Origin of the sequence: Geoalkalibacter sp., from assembly GCF_030604225.1 — a bacterium.
Classification (GTDB): domain Bacteria; phylum Desulfobacterota; class Desulfuromonadia; order Desulfuromonadales; family Geoalkalibacteraceae; genus Geoalkalibacter.
Window position 1 is genome coordinate 1 of record NZ_JAUVWH010000024.1, and the last position, 26,905, is coordinate 26,905.

Below are 26,905 nucleotides of genomic sequence, written 5' to 3' on the forward strand. Positions count from 1 at the left end.
GTGAGCAGATAGAGATAACCGTCAGGCCCTTGGCGCACGTCGCGGATGCGGCCGAGGGTTCCTTGTAGCAGCCGCTCTTCCTTCACCACCCTTTCACCATCGAGGCGCAGCCGCACCAGCATCTGGTCGCGCAGGGCGCCGACGAACAGATCACCGCGCCAGCGGGGAAATTTGTCGCCGGTGTAGAAGGCCATGCCCGACGGGGCGATGGACGGCGTCCACTGGTACAGGGGTTGCTCCATGCCGTCCTTGTGGGTGCCTTCGCCAATGCGGGTGCCGGTCACGTAATTGACGCCGTGAGTGATCACCGGCCAGCCGTAATTGCGCCCGGCGCGGATGATGTTGATTTCGTCGCCACCCTGGGGACCATGTTCATGGGCCCAGAGTTCCCCGGTCTCGGGATGCAGGGTCGCCCCCTGGATGTTGCGGTTGCCCAGGGTAAATTTTTCCGGTTTCCAGCCTTGCCGGCCGACGAAGGGGTTGTCAGTGGGAACGCGGCCATCGTCGTGCAGGCGGATCACCGAACCGGCATGATCGTCCGGCCGCTGGGCGCGCTCCATCTCGCCGCGATCGCCGAGGGTGATGTAGAGCATCCCCTGGCGATCGAACACCAGGCGCGATCCGAAATGGCGGCGATTGTCCGTTTTCGGTTCCATGCTGAACAAAACGTCCACATCCTCCAGTCGGTTTTCCACCAATCGTCCGCGGGCGACCTCCGTGCCGATTCCCCCCGCCCCCCGCGCGGCGTAGGCCAGATAAATCAAGCCATTCTCCGCGAAGCGCGGATGCAGCGCCACATCGAGCAGCCCGCCCTGCCCCGCCGCGCCAATCTCGGGTAGGCCGCTCACCGGAGTCGGGTCGAGTTTGCCATTCTCGATGACCCGCAACCTTCCCGGTCGCTCGCTGACCAGCATCCGTCCATCGGGCAAAAAAGCCAGGCTCCAGGGATGCTCCAGGCCGGTCACCAAAGTGACCAGGCGAAAACTGTGTTCCTGGCTCTCAATCCGCTTCTCTTCACCAGGAGCTGAAGAGCGCTGCCACAGAAACCCCGACAAGAAAAGGGCAAGGGTCAGCAGCCCAAGGAATGCCACCAAATTCTTTAGTCTCATCATGAAAGCTCCTTCCGTGGACGTCCTTTTTTCAAGAATAGCCGGTCATGCTCGGCCTTCACGCACGGTGCCCACGAAAAAAGGCCCTTTCCGAGAGGAAAAAGGCCTTTTTCAAGCTGCCGCGAGGGTGCGAGTCTGGGTTTTAGTGAACGGTCTTCTCGTGACCGGCGGGTTTTTCCGGCGCGGCATGGGTCCCGTCGGCCATGGGGTTCATCGCCCGGTCCGGAGCCTGCTCGACCCGGGCAAGAATTTCTTCGGATTTCGCTGCGGGGAGCCATTCCACGACGCCGGTCTCAACATCATAAATCGCCCCGACCACCTTGACGTCGCCGGACCGCACCAACTTGCGGGTGGCCGGACTGCCGCGGAACAAATCCTCGATACTCTGCCAGACGTTTTCCTCGATGGCCAGAGGGATCAGACGGTCGGCTTTGCTTTTGGGGGTCTCGGCCATGGCCCGTTGCACCGCCGGTTGAATGTTGTCGACCAAGGCCGGTATATTGCGTTCGAGGGCATGCCCATGGCCCTGGAGCTCATTGGTGACGGCAGTGACCGCTCCGCACTGGGTATGGCCGAGCACCACCAGCAGCGGTGTATGGACATGGGCCAGACCATACTCGATGGAGCCGGCTTCGTCCGTATCGCAGACGTTTCCGGCCACCCGCACCACGAAGAGATCCATGACGCCGGCGTCGAAGATGCGCTCCACCGGCACCCGCGAATCCGAACAGGCCAGCACCGTGGCATAGGCATAATCGGCCTGGCTGGCCGAGCCGGCCAGCTTCAGGCGATCAAGACTGGTATGGGGATGGATCGACTTGCCTGCCACAAAGCGCTGATTGCCCTCCTTGAGCAAGGCGATCACCTGATCCGGCGGAGCTTTGCGGCTGGCGGCCTGGGATAGGGAAACAGCAAGCCCGGACAAGCACAGCATGACCAGAAGAACACGTGCAAACTGTCGCATACTTTCCTCCCTGTCAATAAAAAAGGCGCACCCTGCGTGCGCCATATGTATATATTTAATAAATAAAACTAGCAACGGGATTTTTCACCTCGCACGGTGAAAATTCACAACAAACTGTTTTTTTTATCCTTTCCCATCCTATCCCAATACAGAGGAGACAGCAGATAAGCCATGGCCGCGACAAACGATATCAGCAGGGGAACCAGATATTGGTCGCGCCGAACCCCCAGCGCCAGGAGAAAAAGAAAGGCCCCCAGCACCAGAACGCGAACGATTTTAGGGATTTTCGGCAAGATGGCTCGGCCGAAATGGGCATAGGGAACACGCGACACCATCAGGAAAGAGGTCAGGATGACAATGAGAGCAATAATGGGCTCACTGGGAATCAGCACGCCCGTGGTCCCCACCAACAAGGCTCCGGCGGGCGAAGGCAGTCCGGAAAAGGTCGCGACGCCGCCAAGGATGCCCTGCTTGCGCTTTTCCACCACGAAACGGATCAAGCGATAGACCACCGCCGCCAGGTACAGGCCGCCGATAGCCAAGCCGACCCAGAGATTGGAAAAAGCCGCGCCCACCACCAGCCCGACGGTCAGCCCAAAGCTTGTGCCGTCGGCCACATCGTCAAACACCTCCCCCTTGGGCGTCGAGCCCCAGCGCTCCGCTGCCCGCCCGTCAAAGAGATCGAGAAATTGCCCCAAAAACACCAGGCCCAGGGCATAAACGGGAGGATGACCAGCGAGCACCACCCAACAGCCCGCCAGGCCGCACACCAGGTTCATGATGCTCAGGATATTGGCGTACCAGTAGTTGGGAATGAGCTTGAAGGCGGTGGAACAGAAGGCCAAACCGACGCAGAACACGAGCAAGGGATGGATGGCGCGGCCCAGCACCGGCAAAGGACCATAGATCCATTCCAGGCCGACGACGATGAGCAGCACCACCACGAGAAAGGTCTTGGCCTTGCCGAAGAGGTTGGCCGCCTTGACCTTGATGAACTTGCGCGAGGCTTGGCCGGTGATGTCGAAAAGCAGAAAAAATCCCACGAGAACCGGGCTCAACCAACCCATCCAGGCCATATAGACCAGCATGGGCGAATACATGAGCTTGTCCGAAAGGGGGTCGATGGTCTCGCCTTCTTCGGTGTTCAGATCACAGCGCCGGGCGATTTCTCCGTCGGTGATGTCGGAAATCATCCAGAAAGTGAAGAACAAAAAGCACAGGCGCGGGTAACCCAGGTGCAGCAGCAACACGGAGACAAATCCCATGGGGTATCGTGCCCGACTGATGGCGTTGGGGTGCAGCCACCAGTGGCCGCGTACCCAGGCGATCTGTTGCGGGGTACGCATGAAGCGGGTCACGGCATAGCGCTCGGCGCCGAGCATGAGCAACACGGGAATGCCGATTTCGAGGAGGATGGCGGTTGTGGTCGTCATGGTGTCCTGAAAGATAGCAGAAATTGGGTTGAGGGCAAGAAAAGCTAGGGGCACACGGACCTTCACGGACGAGCACGGACGAACAAGAACAGGGTTCGTGTCAGCCCGTGCCCACCCTTTCAATCACCGCGAGAAATTCCCTGCCGTAACGCTGCAGTTTTGCTTCGCCGACTCCGTTGATCCGCAGCAGCGCGGCTTCGTCGCGAGGGCGAAAGGACGCCATTTCCATCAGGGTGGCATCGTTGAAAATCACAAAGGGCGGCACGCCGGCCTCGTCGGCCAGGCGCTTGCGCACCTGCCGCAACGCATCAAAGAGCCGCGGGTCCGCATTCCCCGCCTCGCCCAGGCGGCGCGCCGGCTTTTTCGGCGCCGCCACCTTGAGGCGCGGACGAGCCAGGGTCAGGCGCTGCTCGCCGCGCAGCAAGGGTCGGGCCTTTTCGGTCAGTCGCAGAACCGAGTAATTGGCCATGTCCTGCTGGAGAAAGCCCAGATGGATGAGCTGCCGAATGAGGCTGCTCCAGGCATCGGCGCTCAAATCCGCCCCGATGCCGTAAGTGCTCAGGCGATCATGCCCGAGTTGGCGGATGCGCTCGGTGGCGGCACCGCGCAGCACCTCGATGACATGCCCCATGCCGAAGCGCTGGCCGACGCGATACACGCAAGAGAGCGCCTTTTGCGCATCGACGGTCGCATCGTAGCGTTCGGGCGGCACCAGGCAGATATCGCAATTGCCGCAATCCTCTTCCAAGGTTTCGCCGAAATAGCCGAGCAGCACGCGCCGCCGACAGGTCTGCGCCTCGGCAAAACCCACCATGGCGTTGAGCTTGTGCAGTTCGATGCGTTTCTGCTCGGCGTTTTCGCTCTTTTCAATGAGCCCGCGCGCCAGGGCGATGTCCCCATAGCCGAAGAGCAGCAGGGCCTCGGCGGGCAGTCCGTCGCGCCCGGCGCGGCCCGTTTCCTGGTAATAGCTCTCGATGTTCTTGGGCAGATCGTAATGGACGACGAAACGCACGTTGGGCTTGTCGATGCCCATGCCGAAGGCGACCGTCGCCACCACCACCTGCAGTTCGTCGCGCTGAAACGCCTCCTGCACCCGTTCGCGCTCGGCGTCGGCCAGCCCGGCGTGATAGGGATCGGCGGCAATGCCTTCGGCGCGCAGGCGCGCCGCCACGTCCTCGACCCGCTTGCGCGACAAGGCATAGACAATGCCCGCCTCTTCGCCCCGGCCGCGCAAGAAACTCAGCAATTGGGCAAAAGGTTTGGATTTGTCCGCCAGGGTGTAGCGAATATTGGGGCGATCGAAGCCCGCGACGAAATACCGTGCCTCGCGCAGGCCAAGTCTCTCGCGAATGTCGTCGCGCGTCTGCGGATCAGCGGTGGCGGTGAGGGCGATCAGGGGCACGGCGGGAAAGCGCTGCCGCAACAAGCCCAGTTGCACATACTCAGGCCGAAAATCATGGCCCCACTGGCTTACGCAATGGGCTTCGTCGATGGCAAACAGCGCCAGGGGAATCTCATCCAGGCGCGCCAAGAAAGAATCGCTCAGCAGCCGTTCCGGCGCCACATAAAGCAGATCAAGGCGACCTTGGTGCAGTTCGGCCAGGACGCGCCGCGACTCGGCGGCCCCCAGGGATGAGTTGTAGAAGGCGGCGCGCACGCCGTTGGCGCGCAGGGCATCGACCTGATCCTTCATCAGCGAGATAAGCGGCGAAACCACGATGCCCACACCCTCGCGATGCAGGGCGGGCGCCTGATAGCACAGGGACTTGCCGCCCCCGGTGGGCATCAGAACAAAGGCGTCCTCGCCGCGGATCAGGGTTTCGACAATCTCAAGTTGGTGGGGGCGAAAGTCCCGGAAGCCGAAGATGCGCTGCAGGGTCTGCCGAGGGGTGGTGGACAAGACGAATTCATCCTTCAATACAAAAAGGTGGCAGAATCATAACCAAAAGGGCGGGCTTTGCAAAGCAAACAAAAAAAATCAGGATGCCCCGCACCCTGATTTCGCATCTCAACATTGCTGAATGGATCCGCCGGCCTTTGGCTGTTTCAAGACGGCACCGCGCAGGCGCCTGTTCAGTGCAGAATCTTCTCGATGGTCTCGCGCACCTGGAGGCGAAAACTGTCCGAGGGGGTAACCACGAGATCCTGATCACCGAGCTTGGCCGTGAAGCGCTCATCCTGCTGGTTGGCTTCGTAAATCGCGCGCAAGTCCTCGGCCACCTTGTTCAGGCGACTGGGCTCGACACCGTTTTCCTCGACCAGGGTCTTGAAATTGTGCACCCGCCCTTCCTCGATCCAGGCCACACCAAACTTCTTGGGCGGCTTGCCGATGAAGACATAGGTGCTGTCCTCTCCTGGAATGACCTCCAGGGGCTGCTTGGCTTCAGCCGAGAGGCGCTCGAGCTCGTTGCGGATATGCTCAAGCTGCCCCGCCGCCGGGCTACCACTGTCGAGTTGGGGATAATCCGGTTTCCCACCAAAGATCTTGTCAAAAAAACCCATAAAACGACTCCTTTCCGGCCGACGAAAAGAATAACACCGTTTTATGATATACAAGATTGACCTTATTTCAAGCGCGCTTACCTCCATTTGATCCACTGGAACAGCTTGCCTGACACGTTTTGCCAACATCTTGCCCACCGGCGCCTGCAACGTGCATGGATTTTATTCGGGAAAATCGACAACATCGCCAAACAGCCCTCATCCGCCCCAGACTGCGCTGATCCCGTCGATGACGTACTGCACCGCCAGAAACGCCAGAACCAGACCCATGATGCGGGTCAGGATGGTCGACCCGAGGATGCCGATCCAGTGCATGAGGCGGTCGGCCTGGCGCAAAAAGAAGTAACTGAGAAAAAAAACCGCCGCGCTGCCGAGCAGCAGGGCCAGATAATCCGTCGCGCCCTGGGCCTTGCCGGCGAATATGAGCACGGTGGCGATGGCGCCGGGTCCGGCCAGCAGGGGGATGGCCAGGGGCGTGATGGAGATATCCTCCTTGGCTGCGGCCAGGCGGCGTTCGCGCGGGCTGGTTTCCGTACCGCTCACGCGTCCATAGATCATTTCCAGGCCGATGACGAACAGCAGAATCCCGCCGCAGATGCGCACCGCCGGCGTGGTGATGCCGAAGTAGCCGATGAGCAGCGGGCCGGCGAACAGGAAGAACAGCACGACGACAAAGGCCACCAGGCAGCCGCGCCGCGCCAATCGGCGACGTTCATCGGCGGTATTGTGGGGCGTGATGGCGAGAAACACCGGCAGGCCCGCCAGGGGGTCGACGATGATGAACATGGGGATGAAAAACGCCAAAAAGAAATCGACGAACCCGCTCATGGGCCATCAATCCTCCAGGGGAAATTCCTTCACCACCGGCCCCAGGGCCTCAAGCTCGGCCTTCAGGGCCTCGGTGTCGCCCACCAGGATCAGCGCCTGGCGCGCCGGGTCGAGGTAGCGCCGCGCGGCGGCATGCACGGCGTCGACATCCACCTTGGATACGTTCTCACGATAGGCCCGCAGATAATCGGGAGGGTAGGCGTAGAAATCGAGGCGCATGGTCATGGTCACCACGTCATGCTTGTCGGTAAAGCCAAAGACGAAGCTGTTGACGAGGCTCTCGCGCGCCAGGGCCAGCTCATCCTCGCTGACGGGGGCTTCGCGCATCTCCGCCATGATTTGGCGCATCAGGGCGATCACCTCGGAGGTGGCTGCGGTGCGGCTTTCGCTGCCGGCGATGAACAGGCCCGGCAGGCGCCTCCCCACCTGATAAAAGGAATAGACCGAATAGGCCAGACCGCGGTTTGAGCGCACCTCGCGCATGAGGCGGGAATTGAACCCGCCGCCGCCGAGCAGAAAGTTCATGACCCGCACCGCGTACTGGTCGGGGTTGTCCTTGTCGATACCGAACTCGCCGAACAGGATGGTGGTCTGCGGGAGAGCGCGGGGCACCACCCAGATGGCGGGCGCGACCGGCGGCTCCAGGGCGGGAATCTCCTGAGGACGAAGGTCTCCGGCCGACCAGTCGCCGAAATGCCGGGCGAGAAGCGATTCGAGGCGCGACCGGTCGAAATCGCCGCTAATGCCGAGCCACAGGTTGTTGGGATGAACCTGCTCTTGATGAAAGGCCAGCAGATCCTCGCGCGTGATCGCGTTGACCGTCTTGGTCGTGGCGCTGCGCCCCAAGGGGTGTTCGCCGTAAAGAACCCGCGTCAAGGCCCGCCGGGCCACTTGCCCCGGATCGTCGTTTTGCCGGCGAATCCCTTCAAGTGCCTGGCGGCGGGCGATTTCCAGCCGCTCCGGGTCGAAGCGGGGGCGCCGCAGCACATCGGCGAGAATCGCCAAACCCGCATCCAGGTCGGCGGCGCGCAGGGACAGATCGAGAGTCACCGCATGGGAATCCGCCGATACGCTGAAGTCCGCGGCGATCTTCTCCAGAGCTTCGTCCAGGGCGTCCGGCGTGCGTTCACCGGCCCCGCCGCTACGCAGCAGGGCCGCGTAGAGGTCGGTGCGCCCCGTGAGGGCGGGCGGATCGCCGATGCTGCCGGCACCCACCATGACGCTGATTTCAACCAGGGGCAGTTCGGCATCTTCCTGCAGATAGAGGCGCATGCCGTTGCCCAGGGTCAGGCGCTCGATCTCGGGCACATGAAAGTCCAGGGGCGCGAAACTCAAGTCCCGCAGGGAGGGCGGCTGGGGCGCCGCGCATCCCCAGAGAAGCAGCAGCCCCATCACCGACAGCAACAACAGCCTTGATTTCATGGTTGCGAAGTCCCCTTATCCAGAACGACCACCGTGCGATTACCCGGGTGCAGCCAGGCACGCGCGGTATTCATCACATCCTCGGCGGTGAGGGCGGCAATCTTGTCGTCATAGGTCAGCACATAGCGCCAGTCGCCACTGACGCTCTGATAAAAGGTCAGCATCCGCGCCAGCCCCTCGTTGCCGCGCAGAAACCGCAGCCGGTCGGTGCGCAGGCGGTTGGCCGCCCGCGCCAGTTCTTCCGCGCTGACCGGCTCCTGTGCGAGCCGCTCCAACTCGGCGAGGATGGCCTCTTCGACCTCAGCGGTGGTGTGCGGATGCCGGGGCGTGGCGGCGATGACGAACAGGTTGGGATAGCGCGAGCCCGGCGCGCCGAAGGTCTGCACCGACGTGGCCAGTTGCTTTTCCAGTACCAGGCTGCGGTAGAGACGTGCGGTGCGGCCCTGGCCGAGAATCAGGTCGATGAGATCGAAGACGTAATCGTCATGCGCGGGCAGGGTCGGTTTGTGGAAGGCCATGACCAGCTGCGGCTCGGCATCGAAGGTCACCTGGATGCGCTTTTCCCCGCGCTGCGGCGGCTCCACGGCCGTTACCGGCGGCACCGGCGAGCCCGGCGGGATGTCGCTGAAATAGCGCTCGACCAGGGCGATGGCGGCGGGCGGATCGATGTCGCCGACCAGGGCGATAACCGTGTTGATGGGTCCGTAATAGCGCTGGAGAAATTCGCGGGTTTTGGCCAGGGTCAGGTTTTCGATATCCGAGCGCCAGCCGATGATGGGGTTGCGATAAGGATGCACCGTGAAGGCATTGGCGAAAAGTTGCTCGAAAATCAAGCCGCGTGGGTTGGTCTCGTAGGCGCGGAAGCGCTCCTCGAGCACCACCTCGCGCTCGGTGAAGAATTCGCGCAGCACCGGATTCTTCATGCGATCGGCTTCCACGGCCGCCCAGAGCTCGAGTTTATTGGCGGGCAGGCTGACCAGATAGGTGGTCAGATCGCGGCTGGTGAAGGCGTTGTAGCCCACCCCGCCGTGCTCGGCGTAGATGCGCGCGATCTCATCCTTGACCACATACTGCTGATGCTCCTGCTGCAGCGCGGCCAACTCCTTCTCCAGCGCGGCGATTTCCGCGGGATCGGCGTCGCGGCGCGGCCGCAGGGCATCCAGACGGCTGCCCACCTCCTCGATCCGATCGAGCAGGGGTTTTTCCTTGGCGAAGTCGGTGGTGCCGATGGTCTCGGTGCCCTTGAACAGCATGTGTTCCAGCAGATGGGCCACGCCGCGCTCGTCGCTGCGTTCGTGAACCGATCCTACCCCAAGGGTGATGTAGGCGGTGAAGGTGGGGGTTTGGGGACGCTGCACCATCAGCAGCCTGAGTCCGTTGGCTAGCTGGTGCTCGATGACCTTGTCTTCCAGGGTCGCGGCGAACGCGGTCCCGGCCCACACCAGCAGCAAACAGAAAAAAACGGCCAGGGGCCGCCAATACGCAGGATAGGCTTTCACAGGGAACTCCTCGGGGCAAATCGGTGATTCATGGACCGCCAAGCCTAGCTTGTGTTCCTTGCCAGGGCAAGCGCGGCAGTGTTTCTCAGGCCGGATTTCCGGCCACGGGCGAGTAAGGATCGCTCAGATCGCCGGGACAGCGGTAACGAACCGGCGGAGGCAGAAGCGTGGCGGCGATCACCTCGTCCATGGAGGAGACGAAATGCAGTTCCATTTCGCTGAGCACCTGGGTGCTCAGATCCTCCACGTGGGGCCGGTTGCGCTCGGGAAGCAAAACCGTTCGTACTCCGGCACGGTGCGCGGCCAGCACCTTTTCCTTGACGCCGCCGATGGGCAGGATGCGCCCCGTGAGGGTCAGCTCGCCGGTCATGGCGACCTGGCGCCTGGCCGGCTTGCCGGTGAGCAAGGATATCACGGCCGTGGCGATGGTCACCCCGGCGGACGGGCCATCCTTGGGAATCGCTCCGGCCGGCACATGAATGTGCAGGTCGCTGGTTTCAAAGAGCGCGGCATCAATGCCGAACTCGCGCGCATGGGAGCGCACGAAGGACAGGGCGGTGCGCGCCGATTCCTGCATCACCCCGCCGAGGCTGCCGGTCAGGGTGAGATCCTTCTTGCCCGGCATCCGTGTCGCCTCGACGAACAGGATATCCCCCCCCGTCTCCGTCCAGGCCAGGCCCGTCGCCACCCCGACGCGGTCCTCCTCGCCGGCGACTTCGGAGAAAAACTTGCGCGGCCCCAAAAGCTGCGCCACCAGGTCGGCGCCGACCGTGCGTCGGGGCGCGCCGCCCTGGGTGATTTCCCGCGCCAGCTTGCGGCACACCGAGGCGATCTGCCGCTCGAGATTGCGCACCCCCGCCTCGCGCGTGTAGTCGCTGATGATGCGCCGCACCGCCTGTGCATCGAAGGTCAGGGGATAATCGCTCAGTCCGTTTTCCTCGATCTGCTTGGGAATCAGGTAGCGAAAAGCGATCTGTTCCTTTTCCTCGTCGCTGTAACCCGGCAGGCGAATCATTTCCATGCGGTCGCGCAAGGCGCCGGGAATGGGATCGAGGACGTTGGCGGTGGTGATGAACATGACCTTGGACAGGTCGAAGGCCACATCGAGGTAATGGTCGTTGAAGGAATAGTTCTGCTCGGGATCCAGAACCTCGAGCAAGGCCGAAGCCGGGTCACCGCGAAAATCCTGGCCGATCTTATCCACCTCGTCGAGCATGAACACCGGATTGTTGGCCTCGGCGCGACAGATTTCCTGGATGATGCGTCCCGGCAGGGCGCCGATGTAGGTACGCCGATGGCCGCGAATTTCCGCCTCGTCCTTCATCCCGCCCAGGGCGACGCGGATGAATTTGCGCCCCAGGGAGCGCGCGATGGAGCGCCCCAGGGAGGTCTTACCCACCCCCGGCGGACCGACGAAACACAGAATCGGCCCCTTACTCTGCTTGCGCAGGGAGCGCACGGCCAGATACTCGAGGATGCGCTCCTTGACTTCCTTGAGGTCGAAGTGATCCTCGTCGAGAATCTGCTGGGCGCGGTTGATGTCGAGTTGATCCTCGGTGCCGCGGCTCCAGGGCACCGTGCACAGATATTCCAGATAGGTGCGCGACACCGTGTATTCGGGACTCGCGGGATTGATCCGCTCCAGGCGCTGCAATTCCTTCTCGGCGATCTTGAGCACCGGGGCCGGCATGCCCGCTTTCTCGATGCGCCGCCGGAATTCGTTGAGCTCGCCCTGGCGCGGATCCTCGTCGCCGAGCTCCTCCTGAATCTGCTTCATTTGCTCGCGCAGCAGAAATTCCTTTTGCGTCTTGCCGATGCGCTTGTTGACCTCGCTCTGGATTTCGCCCCGCACCTGCTGTTTTTGTACCTCGCTGGTCAACAGCAGATACACTTCCTTGAGACGTTCCAGGGGTTGCAGGATTTCCAGCATGCGCTGCTGGGTCGCCGGCGTTACGCCGAGATAGACGGTAATCAGATCGGCCAGGCGGCCGGGATCCTCGATGCGATCCACCATCTTCATCACATCGCCGGGCAGGGGACGCCCATGGGCCAGGGCCAGCTTGAGCAGGGCGTTGACGCTTTGCACCAGGGCTTCCGCCACCAGACTGCGCTCCACGGGCTCTTCCAGGACCTCGATCTGGGCGACGACAAAGGGGATGCGCCGCACCGCCCGCCCCAGCCGCACCCGCTTGAGGCCCTCGACCATGACCTTGGCGCCGCCTTCGGGCAGGCGAAAAATCTGGGTGATGCGACACACCGTTCCGACCGGGGCGAAATGCTCGAACCGGCAGGTTTCGCCACTCAGCGCGCAAAAAAACAGTCCGATCATCTGGCTGCCGCTCATGGCCTCTTCCACCACCGGCATACCCTCGATGCCGACGAACAGCGGAAACACCATGTAGGGAAACACCACCTGGTCGCGCAGGGGAAAGATCGGTACGATCTCGGGAATGTCGTCGACCTGATGAATCAAGGTTCACCCCCATGAGTCGTGAAGCCGTCCGCAGGAAAAGGAAACAAGGAATTTCAATGCTTTATTCTATGTAAGAATAGCAGTGCCCCCCCTGCTGTCAAGCCACCCTGAAAGGGCTTTGACAAATGCTCCGCGCAATGATTTACTCGGCACGATCAACCAATCGAATCGCAGAGGGACGCGGATTTCCAGGATGAACACGAATCCATTCGACTGCATTTCCCGTCATTTTTTTGATCCGCCCTGATCCTGGTTTTTCCGCGTTTATCCGCGTACCGATTTTTCACGCTTTTCAGCCAATCACAACCTCGGGAGGATTTTTCATGAAACGTATTGCCGTATTGACCAGCGGTGGCGACTGTTCGGGGATGAACGCCGCCATCCGCGCCGTGGTGCGTTCGGGACTGTGCGCCGGCCTCGATGTCGTGGGCATCAAGAAGGGGTATCGCGGGCTGATCGACCGCGATTATTTCATGATGAACACCAAGTCGGTGAGCAACACCCTGCAGCGCGGCGGCACGTTCCTGCAAAGCGCGCGCTGCAAGGAGATGATGGAAACCTCCGGTCAGGATCTGGCGGCAAGCAATCTCAAGGGCATGGGCGTCGAAGGCCTGGTGGTCATCGGCGGCGACGGCAGCATGCGCGGCGCCAAGACCCTCATGGACCGCGGCATCAAGGTCATCGGTATTCCCGCCTCCATCGACAACGACATTCCCTTTACCGACATGTCCTTGGGCGTGGACACGGCGCTCAACAACATCATTTACGCCGTCGACTGCCTGAAGGACACGGCGTCGAGCCATGACCGCGCCTTCATCGTCGAGGTCATGGGCCGCGACTGCGGCTACCTGACCCTGGTCGCCGCCATCGCCTGCGGCGCCGAGCACGCCCTGATCCCCGAGGTACCCTACGACATCGGCGACATCTGCGAGAACCTGCGCAAGCGCTATCGCGAGGGACGCGACAATTCCATCATCATGGTGGCCGAGGGCGTGGCCGGCGCCCAGGAAATCTCCGACCAGATCAAGCATCATATCCGCTTCGAGTCGCGCATCATGGTGCTCGGCCACTACCAACGCGGCGGCTCGCCCACGTCCTTCGACCGCCTGCTCGGTTCGCGCTTCGGCCAGGGCGCCGTGGAAGCCTTGCTCAACGGCGAGAGCGGCAAGATGATCGGCCTGTCCGGCAACCAGATGACCCTGACCGATTTCGACAAGATATTCAATGCGCCCATGCGCCCCATCAACCAGACCATGATTCAACTGGCGCAAAAACTCGATATCTGAGCCGAGATTTCCGACGGGCGGGGGTGCGAAGCCGGCCCTCGCCCGCCACCTGTGCACCTCTCCACGCTCCTTCCCCCGCCCCGTTTCCTGACGTATAATTGAAACCTTTGCCCGTCCTCGCCACGCAAAGGAATTCCCCATGTCCCAGGACAACCAGATTCGCATCCACGGCGCCTGCCAGAACAACCTGAAAAACCTCGACTTGTCCCTGCCCTTGGGCGAATTGATCGTGATCACGGGAGTCTCGGGTTCGGGCAAATCCTCCCTGGCCTTCGACACCATTTACGCCGAGGGGCAGCGCCGTTACGTCGAAACCTTCTCGCCCTACGCCCGCCAATTTCTCGACCGCATGGACAAGCCGCGCGTCGAGCGCATCGACGGCATTCCCCCGGCCATCGCCATCGACCAGACCAATCCGGTGCGCACCTCGCGCTCCACGGTCGGCACCATGACCGAGCTCACCGACCATCTCAAGCTGCTTTTCGCCCGCGCCGCGCGCCTCTTTTGCCGCGACTGCGGGCGGCCGGTGGTGCGCGACACCCCGGAAAGCATGGCGAGCGAACTTCTGGCCCGGCATGAGGGCTGCCGCGCCCTGATCGTTTTCAGCATCGCGGTGCCCCACAATTTCACCGCCGACGAAATCAAGCAGCACCTCGCGGCCCAGGGCTACACCCGCTTTCATCAGAAAACGGCGCAGATGCTGGAGGTCATTCAGGATCGGGTGGTGCTCGACGCACCAAAACGCGGGCGGCTGGTGGAAAGCCTCGAGACGGCGCTCAAGGCCGGCCATGGCCGTCTCACCGTCATTCTTCTCAACCCCGAAGGCGCCCCCATGAGCGAGCGGCGCTTTTCCGCGGCTCTGCATTGCGCCGAATGCGACATCGCCTACCACGACCCTCAGCCCAACCTGTTCAGCTTCAATTCGCCCATCGGCGCCTGCGAGAGCTGCCGGGGCTTCGGCCGCATTCTCGGCATCGACTATGGGCTGGTGGTACCCGACGAAGCTAAATCCCTTGCCGGAGGGGCGATCAAACCCTTCCAGACGGAAAGCAACCGCGAGTGCCAGGACGATCTGCTGCGTTTCGCGCGCAAGGCGAAAATTCCGTTGGATGTGCCCTGGCGCGACCTCGACGCGGCGCAGCGCGCCTGGGTCATCAATGGGGAAGGCCGCTGGGAGGATGGCCTCTGGTATGGCGTGCGGGGATTTTTCGACTGGCTTGAAGCCAAGAGCTACAAGATGCACATTCGCGTGCTGCTTTCCAAGTACCGCTCCTACGACTGCTGTCCGACATGCCGCGGCGCGCGCCTCAAGCCCGATGCCCTGCTCTGGCGCCTCGGCGACCAGGCCGGGGCCGACGCCGTGCTGCCGCCTACGCGACGTTTTCACCCCAGCGGCCAGGCCCTGGCGCCGGGGATGCTGGAGGAACTGCCCGGCCTGTGCCTGCACGACCTGATGCTGCTGCCCATCGCCCAGGGCCTGGAATTTTTCGACCGCCTGCGCCTGCCCGCGCCCCTCGATGAAGCGGCCGAACTCCTGCTGGGCGAGATCCGCACCCGTCTCTCCTACCTGGTGGACGTGGGCCTCTCCTATCTGAGCCTCGACCGCCAATCGCGCACCCTCTCAGGCGGCGAGGTGCAGCGCATCAATCTGACCACTGCCCTGGGCACGTCCCTGGTCAATACCCTCTTCGTTCTGGATGAGCCGTCCATCGGCCTGCATCCGCGCGACATGGGCCGCGTCATTGGTGTGCTGCGGCGCCTGCGCGATGCCGGCAATTCCCTGCTGGTGGTGGAACATGACCCGCAGGTGATGCTCACCGCCGACCTCATTCTCGACATCGGCCCGGGCCCCGGCCGGCGCGGCGGCGAGGTGGTGTTTTTCGGCACCCCCGCCGAGATGCTGGAGACGCCCCAGTCCCTCACCGCCCAATATTTGCGCGGAGAAAAGCAGGTAGCCGGAGAGTTCGCGGCCGCCGCGCCCCTCGCGCCCCACCATCCCATTTTGGAAGTCCGCGGCGCCGCCGCCCACAACCTCAAGGGCATCGACGTTCGCATTCCCCTGGGTCGGCTGGTGGTGGTGACGGGCGTGTCGGGCTCGGGTAAGTCGACCCTGGTGCAGGATGTGCTCTATCAGGCCCTGTGCAAGCTCCAGGGCAAGCCGGCGGAGACGCCCGGCGCTCATGGGGAACTGGTCGGCCACGAACAGATCGGGGAAGTGGTGCTGGTGGATCAAACGCCCATCGGACGCACCACCCGCTCCAACCCGGCGAGCTACGTGGGGGCCTTCGACCCCATTCGCAAAGCCTTCGCCGCCGAATTGTCGGCCAAGGAACGCGGCTATACCGCCGGAACCTTCAGCTTCAACGCCGGCCACGGCCGCTGTCCGACCTGCGGCGGCAACGGCTTCGAGCATGTGGAAATGCAGTTTCTCTCCGATGTCTATCTGCGCTGCCCCGACTGCGACGGCCGTCGCTACCGCGCCGAAATCCTTGAAATCAAGCTGCATCCGCCGGGCGGCGGGGCCGGAAAATCCATCGCCGACGTCCTGGAGATGACGGTGGCCGAGGCCATCGACTTTTTCGCCGACCAGCCCGAGGTGCTGCGCGGCCTGGAACCCCTGCGCGCGGTGGGCCTAGACTACCTGAGCCTCGGCCAGCCGGTGCCGACCCTCAGCGGCGGCGAGGCCCAGCGCCTCAAGCTCGCCGGACACCTCGCCACGGGTCGCAACGGCAACAAGACCGAGGCCGGCACCCTGTTCCTTTTCGACGAACCCACCACCGGCTTGCACTTCGACGACATCGCGCGCTTGCTCGGCGCCCTGCGCCGCTTGCAGGACGAGGGCCATTCCCTGTTGATCATCGAGCACAATCTCGATGTCATCGGCGCCGCGGATTGGCTCATCGACCTGGGGCCCGAGGGCGGCGCCGCGGGTGGGCATCTGGTGTGCGCCGGAACGCCCGCCGAGGTCATGGCCTGCCCCGAGAGCCACACCGGTGCCGCCCTGCGCGCCTATGCCGCCGACCTGCGCAAGAGCCGCGTGCGCGCGCACCAATCTCCGCCCGTACCCGCCAGGACCGACGACCACCAACCCTCGCCGCCCGCGCGGCATGAGGGGCGCATCTGCATTCACGGCGCCCGCGAGCACAACCTCAAGAACATCGACATCTGCCTGCCGCGCGAGCAGTTCACCGTCATCACCGGCATTTCGGGATCGGGCAAGAGCACCCTGGCCTTCGACATTCTCTTCGCCGAGGGCCAGCGGCGCTATCTCGAATCCCTCAATGCCTACGCCCGCCAGTTCGTGCAGCCGGCGGCGCGCCCCGACATCGACGCCCTGTTCGGCATCCCACCCACCGTGGCCATCGAGCAGCGCACCAGCCGCGGAGGACGTAAAAGTACCGTGGCGACCCTCACGGAAATCTACCACTATCTGCGCCTGCTCTACGTCAAGCTCGGCGTGCAGCATTGCCCGGAGTGCGCCATCCCCATCGAGCCCCAATCCCGCGAGGCGATTCTCGCTCGGCTGCTGCGCGACTGGCGCGGTCGGCGCGCCACCCTGCTGGCGCCCCTGGTCACGGCCCGTAAAGGCTACTACACCGATCTCGCCAAGTGGGCGGCGGCCAAGGGGTTTTCCCATCTTCGGGTGGACGGTGCCGATACCCCGACGGACAACTGGCCGCGTCTCGATCGCTTTCGCGAGCACCATATCGAATTGCCGGTCGGCACCCTGGTGCTGCGCCCGGAAAACGAGGACGAGCTGCGCCGCCTGCTGGATATGGCTCTGGATTACGGCAAGGGCACGGTGCAGGTCGTGGCGGAGAGCGAACCGGAGCTCCTGGACACGGCGATCTTTTCCACGCGGCGCGCCTGCCCGGGCTGCGGACGCAGCTTCGCGGAACCCGATCCGCGCCTGTTTTCCTTCAACTCCAAGCATGGCTGGTGCGCGAGTTGCTTCGGTACGGGACTGCTGATGCCGGGCTTCGATGCGGAGCAAACCGGCGAGGAAATCTGGTGGAACGCCTGGTGGGAGGGGGTCGAGCAACCCTGCCCGAGCTGCCGGGGCCGACGTTTGCGCCCCGAAGCCCTGGCGGTGCGCTTTCGCGAGCGCAATATCGCCGAATTGAGCGCGCTGTCCATCGCCGCGGCGGAGGATTTTTTCCGCGACCTCGTCCTGGAGGGGCGCGAGGCCGAAATCGCCCGCGACATCCTGACGGAAATGACCTCGCGCTTCGCCTTTCTGCGCGAGGTGGGACTTTCCTACCTGTCCCTGGATCGCGCCGCCCCCACCCTCTCCGGCGGCGAGGCCCAGCGCATCCGCCTTGCCGCGCAGCTCGGCTCCAATCTGCGCGGCGTCTGCTACATCCTCGACGAGCCGACCATCGGCCTGCATCCCCGCGACAACCTGCTGCTCCTCGATACCCTGGAAAAACTCGGCGCCAAGGGCAACACCCTGGTGGTCGTGGAGCATGACGACGAAACCATCCGCCGGGCCCAGCACCTCATCGATCTCGGCCCCGGCGCCGGCGTCAACGGCGGCCGCCTCATCGCCAGCGGCACTTTGGCCGACCTGATGGCGGCGCCGGAATCGGTCACCGGTCGCTTTCTTGCCGAACCGCTGCGCCATCCGCTGGTCCAGCGCCGCGCCACCAACCGGCGCGCACCGGCCATCGAGATCCTCGGCGCGCATCTGCACAATCTCAAGCAGGTGGATGTCGGCCTGCCCCTGAACCGGCTGGTCGCCGTCACCGGCGTTTCCGGCTCGGGCAAGAGCACCCTGGTGCGCGCCCTGCTGCACGACAATCTGCGCCGCCTGCTCGCCGCGGGCGGGGAGAAAAAACCTGAGTTTCGCGGCTGCCGCGAAATCCGCGGCTGGCAGTCGGTGGGGCGCATTCTCGAAGTCGATCAGACCCCCATCGGCAAAACGCCACGCTCCTGTCCCGCCACCTACGTCGGCTTCTGGGACGAGGTGCGCAAGCTCTTCGCCGCGACCCCGGAAGCCAAGATCCGCGGCTGGGGCCAGGGCCGTTTTTCCTTCAACACCAAGGAAGGCCGATGCCCGGCCTGCGAAGGCCAGGGCGTGCAAAAGATCGAGATGAGCTTTCTCCCCGACGTGCAGGTGCCCTGCGACCTCTGCGGCGGCCTGCGCTTTACCGCCGAAACCCTGGCCGTGACCTACAAGGGCCAAAGCATCGGCGCGGTGCTCGCCATGACCGTCAATCAGGCCGTGGACTGTTTCGCCACCCACGGCAGGATTCACCATGCCCTGCGCCTGTTGCAGGATGTCGGCCTGGGTTATCTGACCCTGGGGCAACCCAGCCCCACCCTGTCGGGAGGCGAGGCGCAGCGCATCAAACTGGTCACGGAGCTGGCCAAAACGCCCGCCACGGACGGCGACGCGCCGGGACGCCGGGCGCGTCGGGACAGCCAGAGTCTCTTTCTGCTCGACGAGCCGACCATCGGCCTGCACATGGCCGACGTGGAAAAACTCATTCGCGTCCTGCACCGCCTGGTTTCCGCCGGCAACACGGTGGTGGTCATCGAGCACAATCTGGACATCATCGCCGAAGCAGATTGGATCATCGATCTCGGCCCCGAGGGCGGCGACGGCGGTGGCCGCATCGTCGCCCAGGGGACTCCGGAACAGGTCGCCCGCGTGCGCAAGGATTCCCACACCGCGCCGATCCTGAAAAAATTTCTTCGGGAAAGAGGCTTGCCCTCATGATTTTCTGACGGAAAATGTTTACCTTTTCTTTGCTCCGACGGCGCGCTATTCTTGCGCCTTCCTTGGATTGACCGGGTCCTTTCGACGGGAGACTGATCCCATGACGAATTATTTCTGCCTGCCCTTTTCCACCCATCCCCTGCGCGACGCCCTTTACGACGAACTGCACGCGCGGCCCTTCCAACTCATCAGCACGCCGCAGCAGATTTCCCATCTGGCTTTCGCCGCGCAGCCGCGAGAGCTGGAGGAAGCCTTTCGCCTGGTGTGCGATCTCTGCCGCCGCTACAGCGTCAACCAGCCCAGCGCCGACACCGTGTCCTACCATCAGGATTTCGGCGAGTTCGCGGTGCGTTGGGAACGCCACATGGAATTCTATGCCCTGACTTTCATGCGGCCGGCCGCCCCGGACGGTGAACTTTTCGAGCACCCGGTCATTCGCATGCTGCCCGGCGACTGGATGGCCATGCTGCCCGGTCAGGCCATCGCCGCTTTCCATGTGGTCGTCGCCGGGGAAGAAATCTCCTTCGAGCAGGATCCCCTGCATCGCTGGTTCGAGGGACAGCGCCTCATCATGAGCCGTCCCGCCCAGGGCAAAGCCGTGGTGTGCACCGCCTTTCGCCTGCACAGCGACGGCTTCGGCCGTTTCATCGTGCAGAATCGCGGCATCAGCGACTATCAGATCGGTCGCCTGGTGCAGCGCGTCATCGAGATGGAAACCTACCGCCTGCTGGCCCAGCTGTCCCTGCCCCTGGCCAAGCGCATCGCCCCCGAACTCGCCGAGATGGATCGGGAACTCGCCGACATGCTGGCCAGCGTCCCCAAGAAGGACAGCAGCGAGGGCAACCGCGAGCTTCTTGAACGGCTGTCCCACCTCTCCACCCGGCTTGAGACCTGGCGCGCCGAAACCAACCACCGCTTTTCGGCGACCCGCGCCTACCATGAGCTGGTGCAGACGCGCCTGACCAACATCAAGGAAGAACCCATGAACGGCTACATGACCTTTGCCGAGTTCATGAGCCGCCGCCTCAATCCCGGCCTGCGCACCTGCGAGGCGGTGCAGGGCTGGATGGAGGATCTGTCGCGCCGCATCGAACGCGCCGGCGACATGATGCGCACCCGCGTCAACCTCACCCTGCAGGATCAGAACAAAACCCTGCTCGCCGCCATGAACCGGCGCGGCCGTCTGCAATTTCGCCTGCAGGAAACCGTCGAGGGGTTGTCCGTGGCCGCCATCAGCTACTATCTGGTGGGGCTGCTCGGCTATCTCCTCGATGGACTGCCCCTGGGCGCCGTCGGCCTCGACAAAAAAACCGCCACGGCGATTCTGGTCCTTCCGGTGGTGCTGCTGATCTGGTGGCTGATCCGGCGCATCAAGCACCGGCTGATCAAGGAACCTTACTGCGAGGTGGGCGAGGAATGAGACTCAACGGCGGTGGCGCCACAGGGAAATGGCCAGGGTCACCGCCGTGAGGGGCAAAAAGAAAAACACCAGGGATTCGCGCAGCAGCGGCAGGGACTGATGCTGCACGGCGTTCAATACGAGGTAGCCGACATAGGCCAGATAATACAAGAAAAACAGCCCGCCTTCCCAGCGGGCGATGAGGTGTCCGGTAAAAAAGATCGGCAGGCAGGCCAGGGCCACCGCGACCATCACCGGCAGGTCGAAGGTCAGGGCGGAAAGGGCCACCGGCACCCCGCCCGGTACCACCGCGGCGCTCAGGCCCAGAACACAGAGGATATTGAAGATGTTGCTGCCGACCACGTTGCCCACGGCGATGTCGCGCTGACCGCGCAGACTGGCCAGCACCGAGGTCGCCAGTTCCGGCAGGGAGGTGCCCACCGCCACCACCGTCAGGCCGATCACCAGATCGCTGACTCCAAAAATACGGGCAATCGCCACGGCACCGTTCACCAGCCAGTGGGAACCCACTCCGAGGCACACGAGACCCGCCAGGATCAAACCACCCTGTAACCAGGGATTGCCGGATGCCGGAGCAGGCACGTCATTTTGGTGCTCCTCGCGGCGGCTGCGCCGCACGGTCCAAACCGTGTAAGCCAGACAACCGCCAAACAGCAGGAACCCATCAATCCGACCCACCCGCCCGTCCAGGGCCAGCAGCACCAACAGCAACGAAGTACCGATCATGATCGGCACTTCCAGCCGCACCACCTGCCGCGCAACCAACAGGGGCGCCGCCAGCGCCGAAAGACCCAAAATGAGCAGTACATTGGCGATGTTGCTGCCCACCACGTTGCCCATGGCGATGCCCGGCTGGCCGTTCCACGCCGAGAGCACGCTCACCGCCAGTTCCGGCGCGCTGGTGCCGAAGGCCACCACCGTCAGGCCGATGACGAGGGGCGAGATGCCCCAGGCAGCCGCCAGGGCCGAGGCGCCGCGCACCAGCAGTTCGGCGCCGCCGATCAGGGCGACCAGACCAACGAGAAACAGGGCGAGGGTCAGCAGGTCCATATGAACGCTGGATTCAATTAAATGGATGAGAGGTTGGGTTTTGACGTCTAACTATCTCGACCATCGGCGCGCGGCGCGGACACCTCGGCTTCCAGCTCGACAGCCGATGCCTCGCCGCCGATGGTTTCGGGCACCGAGGGCGCCAGGGCGTGCTGATCGCCGATGAACAAATCGGCGGCAAGAACCCGCACCCGATCCAGCCAAGAGGCACTGACCTCGCAGGATTCGCTGGCGGAGCCATCCTGGCAGACCTCGACGCGATCCCCGAGGAGATTGAGGTTCATCCCCACCAGGGGACGCACCTGCATGCCCTCGGGCGAGGCGGTGAAGTCGAAAAGGGTCCGCGAGCCGTTGCCGAGCAGGGTCAGGATCAGAGACGGCAAGCGGTACATGGGAAGGTTGCCCAAGGGCACGGGGCCGTTCTTGCCGTCGATGATGATGAGCGGCGTCGCCGCGAGGGTCAGATACATGTCCGGGGTGTAGTCGGCGCGCTCGGCGGCGACCAAGCCGGATTCGACGTAAGCGCCCAAACCGCCGAGCACCGGCAGATGATCGCCAAACACCACGATCAACCCTTCGGGATCGCGCTCGCGCAACGCCGCGAGAAACTCCATGAGATCACGCGCTTTGTAATGCAGAGTACTGGCGTAGGCCGCGACATCGGGGTGAGCGGATTTGCTTTCGAAGATCGGCGGACGATCGGACGACAGGGGATAAGGCAGATGGCCGAAAAAGGTCAGGACGTAATTGAAAAGCGGCTTGTCACCCTCAAGCAGAGGATCGATCTTTTCCAGCACCTGGCGATAGAGGGAACGGTCGGAAAGAAAGCCGCCGTTCATATCGTCGTAGGTGAAATCGGCCCCCGCCCAGAAGCGCTCGAAACCGATGCGTTGATAGACGTTATTGCGGTTCCAGAATACCGGAATGTTGGGATGGGAAGCGACGCTGGCATAGCCGTCCTGACCGAGAACCGCGGGCAGGCAGGCGACCTGACGGGTCAGGTTGCGCTCGAAGCGCACCGAGGGTTCGGTCACGGGAAAGCCGCACAGGGCCTCGAACTCGGCATTGGCGGTGTAGCCGCCGAACACCGGGCTGAGGATGCGCGACTCGCCGGTTTGTCCCCACAGGGCGCGAAAATCCTCGGGCAGAGGGTCTTCGCTCAGGGCCGCCTTGAGCTGTCCGGCATCCCAGAAGGATTCCAGCACGATGACGTGCAGATTGCGCGCCACACCCGGCTTGGTCAAACCGTCCGGCGTGACGCGGCTGGGCAGAGCGGCCGCGACCTCGTCGGCCCGGGGAATCGGCTGGCTGGTTGCGAGAAAGCGGGTGATTTCCTGCAAACTGTGCACGGTCGGGCCGCGACGTTGAAAATTGCCGGCCGGATCCCACTCGACATGCCCGAATTGACGATCCATCCAGGCAAGCAAAGGCTGCGGAGACTTGGTCAGGCCGACGCCCAGGGCCAGCAAAACCATGGCCGCCAAAAGGCGCCGGGGCTGCCGCCAGCCGAAACCGCTCAGCAAGGTCAAAAGAATCAGGGCGCCGCCGCCCAGCACCAGATTGCGCTGCCAGGGCTCGGCGATGGAAATAAACGCCTTGAAGGCAAAATAATCATCGGGCGACAAAGGTCCGCCGAGGGAGGCCATCTTGGCGGCATGCCCCAAATGCAGTAACAGCGTGAACGCCCCGAAGGTCAGGGCAAAGCTCCAACGCCGGGAGAAAATCGTACTCAGCAGCAAGGCGAGGAGAAGATGCAGGGTCAGGTCGGCGGGGCGGGCGGGTGTCCAGAATTTCTGGTCGAACAGCAGGCCGGCGCAGAACACGGAGGAAAAATAAATCAGGACGGCGATCATAGCCGTCGAGGTTCCACCGCGCAGCAACGAAAGCAGGGATGAGGGCATCGATGTAGGTCCGGGTCGCGAAGGGGGCCGCGACAGGTAACGGAAATCCCTGAGTCTTAAGGATCACTCAGCACATGTCTGGAAGCAGGTTGCGGCCCCGATCCTGCGTCCAACCCAGGAGGATACGCCCAATTGAAAAATTTATAAAGGGGAATTTACATGAAACCTGGCGGTGCCGGATTTTTTTACATAATCCCGAAGCTCTTGTCTGAAATTCTTACAAATTCGCGACAGGGAGCGTTGCAGAAATGCACCAAAGGGCGCCGAAGCCCTCGGCCAAGGGAGCGAAATTAATGAATTTCGGCACTCTCAAACATACTGGCCTTGATCTTGCATAATTACCGACTACACCGAAGGCGCTCCCTGATGTAGAAAGGTCTGCCGCCATGAAAGCTCTTGTCATGCGCACCGGTCGCAAACCGGCCCCCAAGAATCTGGTCGCCCGACCTCAACGTTCCGACTTGCGCGGCAAACTGCTGCTCATCCTGTTGCGCGACCTCATTCCCACGGCCATCATCCTGATTTCCGTCGGCTGGCTCGCCCTGCAGATCGCCTCTTTCATTGCCAAGGACAGGCCGGTCCCGCAGCTTGTGCCTGCCGTGAGCAGCCGTCCCTGATCAGCCTTCCTCCAGTCCGCCGGCTTGCCGCCCGGCAATGACCGCCTGCCCCAAGGCCAAGCCGCCGTCGTTGGGCGGCACCAGGGAATGGCACAGGACGATAAATCCCGCCTCGCTCAAGAGGGCCTGGGTTTTTTCCGTAAGACAGCGATTCTGAAAAACCCCACCGGAGAGCGCCACCAGCGAAAGCCCCGAGGCGTCGCGAATTGACGTGCAGACGGCGCGGATCATAACCGCCAAGCCGTTGTGAAAGCGCGCGCCGAGTACCGGGATGGACAGCCCCCCGGCCAAATCGTTCACCAGGCCGCGAACAAGCGGCGCCGGATCGATCACCAGTTGCTCGCCCTCGGGGCGCAGGTCAAAACCGTAGACACCCTCCTCGGCCTCATCGATGAGTTGCTCCAGCTCAAGGGCCGCCTGCCCTTCGTAGCTGACATGAAGGCGCACACCAAGCAGCGCCGCCACCGCGTCAAAGAGTCGGCCGCAACTTGAAGTAAGCGGGCAGTTGATGCCCCGCGCGATCATCTGGCGCAGCAGGCGCAGATCGCTGGGATTGATCTCCCGAAGAAACGGCAGGTCGGGCAGATCCTCGCCGTAAGCATGGATCAGGGCGCTGACCGCCATGCGCCAGGGTTCGCGGGTCGCGGCGTCACCGCCGGGCATTGCCAGCCAGGCCAGATGAGCGGCCCGACGAAATCCTTGCGCGTCGCCCACCAGGAACTCCCCGCCCCAGATGCGCCCGTCGCTGCCGTAACCAATGCCGTCGAAAATCACGCCGATGGCGGGTTCATCCCGGCCGTTTTCCGCCAGGCAGCTGACCAGATGGGCATGATGATGCTGCACGGCGATGCGGCGCACACCCGGAAACTCCTCGGCATAGCGAGTGGAGAGGTAGTCGGGATGCAGATCGTGCGCCACCACTTTCGGCTGCAGGGCCAGGATATCCTGCAAATGAGCCGCGCTTTTCTCAAGCCCCTTGAGAACTTCGAGGTTCTTGAGGTCGCCGATATGTTGGCTGAGAAAGGCCCGGTTGTCCTGGGTGAGGCAGATGCAGTTCTTGAGTTCGGCGCCCAGGGCCAGCACCGGCTCCTGGGTCTGAGGCAGAAAAACGCCGCGCGGCACATAGCCCCGCGAACGACGCATGAGAACCGGGCGACCCGCCATGATCCGGGCGATGGAATCGTCGGTACGCGTGTGGATCCGCCGGTCATGCAGCAGATAGGCGTCGGCAATGCCCGAGAGGCGCCGCAGGGCCTCGCCGTCCTCGAAGACGATGGGTTCGTCGCTGATATTTGCACTGGTCATGACCAGGGCGGTGAAGCCCTCGGCGAGAAGCAGGTGGTGCAAGGGCGTGTAGGGCAGCATCACCCCGAAGAAGCGGTTGCGCGGCGCCACGAGGGCCGAAAGCTGGTGGTCCTCGCGACGACGCAGCAGCACGATGGGGCGCTCCACACCCTGAAGCAGTCGCTGTTCCTCATCGCTGATCCACGCATAGCGTCGCACCTGATCGAGGTCGCGCGACATGAGGGCAAAGGGTTTTTCGTCCCGCGCCTTGCGCCGCCGCAACTCGGCCACCGCCGCATCGTTGGCGGCATCGACCACCAGATGATAGCCCCCGAGGCCCTTGACCGCGACAATGCCGCCGCGCCTGAGCAGGTCAAGGGCTCGCGCCAGGGGATCTGTCGCCTCGTCCAAACGCCCCTCCCTGTCGCGCCAGGAGAGGCGCGGGCCGCAAGCCGGGCAGGCGTTGGGCTGGGCATGAAAGCGGCGCGACCAGGGATCCTCGTATTCTCGCCGGCAGTCAGGGCACATGGGAAAATCGACCATGGTGGTGTGCGGGCGATCATAGGGAATGGCGGTGACGATGGTATAGCGCGGGCCGCAGTTGGTGCAGTTGATGAAGGGATAACGAAAGCGCCGGTCGTTCGGATCGAACAATTCGCGCAGGCAATCCTCGCAAACGAAGGCATCGGGAGCGATTTGCGCTTTTTTAATCGAATCCTCGGCACTGGCGCGGATGACGAATCGCGTTTCGCCCAGCGGCGCGCAATCGCGCACCGCGAAGGAGCTGATGACCGCCAGGGGCGGCGCCTCCTCGCGCAAGGCGGCTTCAAACACCGCCAGGGCCTCACCCTCCCCTTCCGCCTCGATGCTCAGGCCGCGGCTGTCGTTGAGCACCCAGCCGCCAACCCCGCAGCGCCGCGCCAACTGATGAACGAAGGGACGAAAACCCACCCCTTGCACGATCCCCTCGATGTCGATGTGAATACGCCGCATTTTTTCCTTGGCCCCTTGTCTTTTGTTCCTGGTTCTCTTTTTAACATCGGAGTTTCCGGAAATGCAATCGACGCAGGTGACCATGCCATAGTGCGCAAGGCGCGCAAAAAAATGCCCCGCTTTCGGAGGAGGATGAAAGCGGGGCGACCACCCGGAGGGGGCCGGGTATTCACGGAAAAGAAGCTTTATTCGCTATTGCGTCGCGGCCGGCACCCAGGACGGCAGCTGATCGATCACCACGTCGAAGGCCGGGATTACCAGCAAATAGGTCACGGCCACGGCCACCACGATGCTGATGAGGTTAAGGCCAAAACCACTGCGGGCCATCTGCGGGATGGTCACGTAGCCCGAGCCGAAGACGATGGCGTTGGGCGGTGTCGCCACCGGCAGCATGAAGGCGCA

Annotated in this window: 17 protein-coding genes; 4 read left to right on the forward strand and 13 right to left on the reverse strand. The window is 63.2% G+C overall.

Translation table 11 applies throughout. The features are described from left to right. The 9 genes from QAT43_RS04585 to lon all read right to left on the reverse strand — a co-directional run. Positions 1–1,109: PQQ-dependent sugar dehydrogenase (locus QAT43_RS04585; protein ID WP_442900206.1), on the reverse strand; the 1,109-nt coding region annotated here is incomplete at its 3' end. 142 nt (positions 1,110–1,251) lie between these two features. Then, a complete protein-coding gene (locus tag QAT43_RS04590; protein ID WP_305041865.1) occupies positions 1,252–2,073 on the reverse strand; it encodes a carbonic anhydrase in 822 nt (273 codons plus the stop codon). A gap of 104 nt (positions 2,074–2,177) precedes the next feature. Beyond that, on the reverse strand, positions 2,178–3,506 hold the full coding sequence (locus QAT43_RS04595; RefSeq protein ID WP_305041866.1) for a CDP-alcohol phosphatidyltransferase family protein: 1,329 nt from the start codon (positions 3,504–3,506) through the stop codon (positions 2,178–2,180). A 100-nt stretch (positions 3,507–3,606) separates the two neighbouring features. Then, entirely contained in the window at positions 3,607–5,406 is a 1,800-nt protein-coding gene (recQ, locus tag QAT43_RS04600) for a DNA helicase RecQ (RefSeq protein ID WP_305041867.1), read from the reverse strand. Positions 5,407–5,579: 173 nt separating this feature from the next. Next, positions 5,580–6,008 carry a hypothetical protein gene (locus QAT43_RS04605; RefSeq protein ID WP_305041868.1) on the reverse strand — a complete coding sequence of 143 codons (429 nt, stop codon included), beginning with the start codon at positions 6,006–6,008 and terminating at the stop codon, positions 5,580–5,582. Positions 6,009–6,206: 198 nt separating this feature from the next. Next, positions 6,207–6,836: a MarC family protein gene (locus QAT43_RS04610; protein WP_305041869.1), complete on the reverse strand. Its 630-nt coding sequence runs from the start codon at positions 6,834–6,836 to the stop codon at positions 6,207–6,209. A 6-nt stretch (positions 6,837–6,842) separates the two neighbouring features. After that, entirely contained in the window at positions 6,843–8,258 is a 1,416-nt protein-coding gene (locus tag QAT43_RS04615; protein ID WP_305041870.1) for a M16 family metallopeptidase, read from the reverse strand. After that, positions 8,255–9,757: a M16 family metallopeptidase gene (locus tag QAT43_RS04620; protein WP_305041871.1), complete on the reverse strand. Its 1,503-nt coding sequence runs from the start codon at positions 9,755–9,757 to the stop codon at positions 8,255–8,257. The genes QAT43_RS04615 and QAT43_RS04620 overlap by 4 nt, the downstream gene beginning before the upstream one ends. An 85-nt stretch (positions 9,758–9,842) precedes the next feature. Then, positions 9,843–12,230, reverse strand: coding sequence for an endopeptidase La (gene lon / locus QAT43_RS04625; protein WP_305041872.1), 2,388 nt, complete (start codon positions 12,228–12,230; stop codon positions 9,843–9,845). Positions 12,231–12,553: 323 nt separating this feature from the next. Here lon and pfkA point away from each other — a divergent pair, with 323 nt between their 5' ends. The 3 genes from pfkA (at position 12,554) to QAT43_RS04640 (ending at position 20,658) form a co-directional block, all read left to right on the forward strand. Next, the gene (pfkA, locus tag QAT43_RS04630) at positions 12,554–13,516 is read left to right on the forward strand and encodes a 6-phosphofructokinase (RefSeq protein ID WP_305041873.1); all 963 of its coding nucleotides are present in this window, start codon (positions 12,554–12,556) and stop codon (positions 13,514–13,516) included. A gap of 139 nt (positions 13,517–13,655) precedes the next feature. Next, positions 13,656–19,238: an excinuclease ABC subunit UvrA gene (uvrA, locus tag QAT43_RS04635; RefSeq protein ID WP_305041874.1), complete on the forward strand. Its 5,583-nt coding sequence runs from the start codon at positions 13,656–13,658 to the stop codon at positions 19,236–19,238. Between the two features lie 100 nt (positions 19,239–19,338). Continuing rightward, positions 19,339–20,658 carry a DUF3422 family protein gene (locus QAT43_RS04640; protein WP_305041875.1) on the forward strand — a complete coding sequence of 440 codons (1,320 nt, stop codon included), beginning with the start codon at positions 19,339–19,341 and terminating at the stop codon, positions 20,656–20,658. A gap of 3 nt (positions 20,659–20,661) precedes the next feature. Here QAT43_RS04640 and QAT43_RS04645 read toward each other — a convergent pair whose 3' ends face one another. Together QAT43_RS04645 and QAT43_RS04650 are read right to left on the reverse strand one after the other, a co-directional pair. Continuing rightward, positions 20,662–21,708, reverse strand: a complete 1,047-nt coding sequence (locus QAT43_RS04645; protein ID WP_305041876.1) for a calcium/sodium antiporter — start codon at positions 21,706–21,708, stop codon at positions 20,662–20,664. 47 nt (positions 21,709–21,755) lie between these two features. Beyond that, positions 21,756–23,561 carry an LTA synthase family protein gene (locus tag QAT43_RS04650; RefSeq protein WP_305041877.1) on the reverse strand — a complete coding sequence of 602 codons (1,806 nt, stop codon included), beginning with the start codon at positions 23,559–23,561 and terminating at the stop codon, positions 21,756–21,758. A 434-nt stretch (positions 23,562–23,995) separates the two neighbouring features. On the opposite strand from QAT43_RS04650, the gene QAT43_RS04655 reads away from it, so the two are divergent. Further along, positions 23,996–24,226, forward strand: a complete 231-nt coding sequence (locus QAT43_RS04655; protein ID WP_305041878.1) for a hypothetical protein — start codon at positions 23,996–23,998, stop codon at positions 24,224–24,226. Here the strand turns inward: QAT43_RS04655 and hypF are convergent, their stop codons facing one another. Both hypF and QAT43_RS04665 read right to left on the reverse strand, forming a co-directional pair. Continuing rightward, positions 24,227–26,503 carry a carbamoyltransferase HypF gene (gene hypF, locus QAT43_RS04660; protein WP_305041879.1) on the reverse strand — a complete coding sequence of 759 codons (2,277 nt, stop codon included), beginning with the start codon at positions 26,501–26,503 and terminating at the stop codon, positions 24,227–24,229. Positions 26,504–26,695: 192 nt separating this feature from the next. Next, the coding region (locus QAT43_RS04665) for an anion permease (RefSeq protein WP_305041880.1) at positions 26,696–26,905 on the reverse strand (210 nt) is incomplete at its 5' end.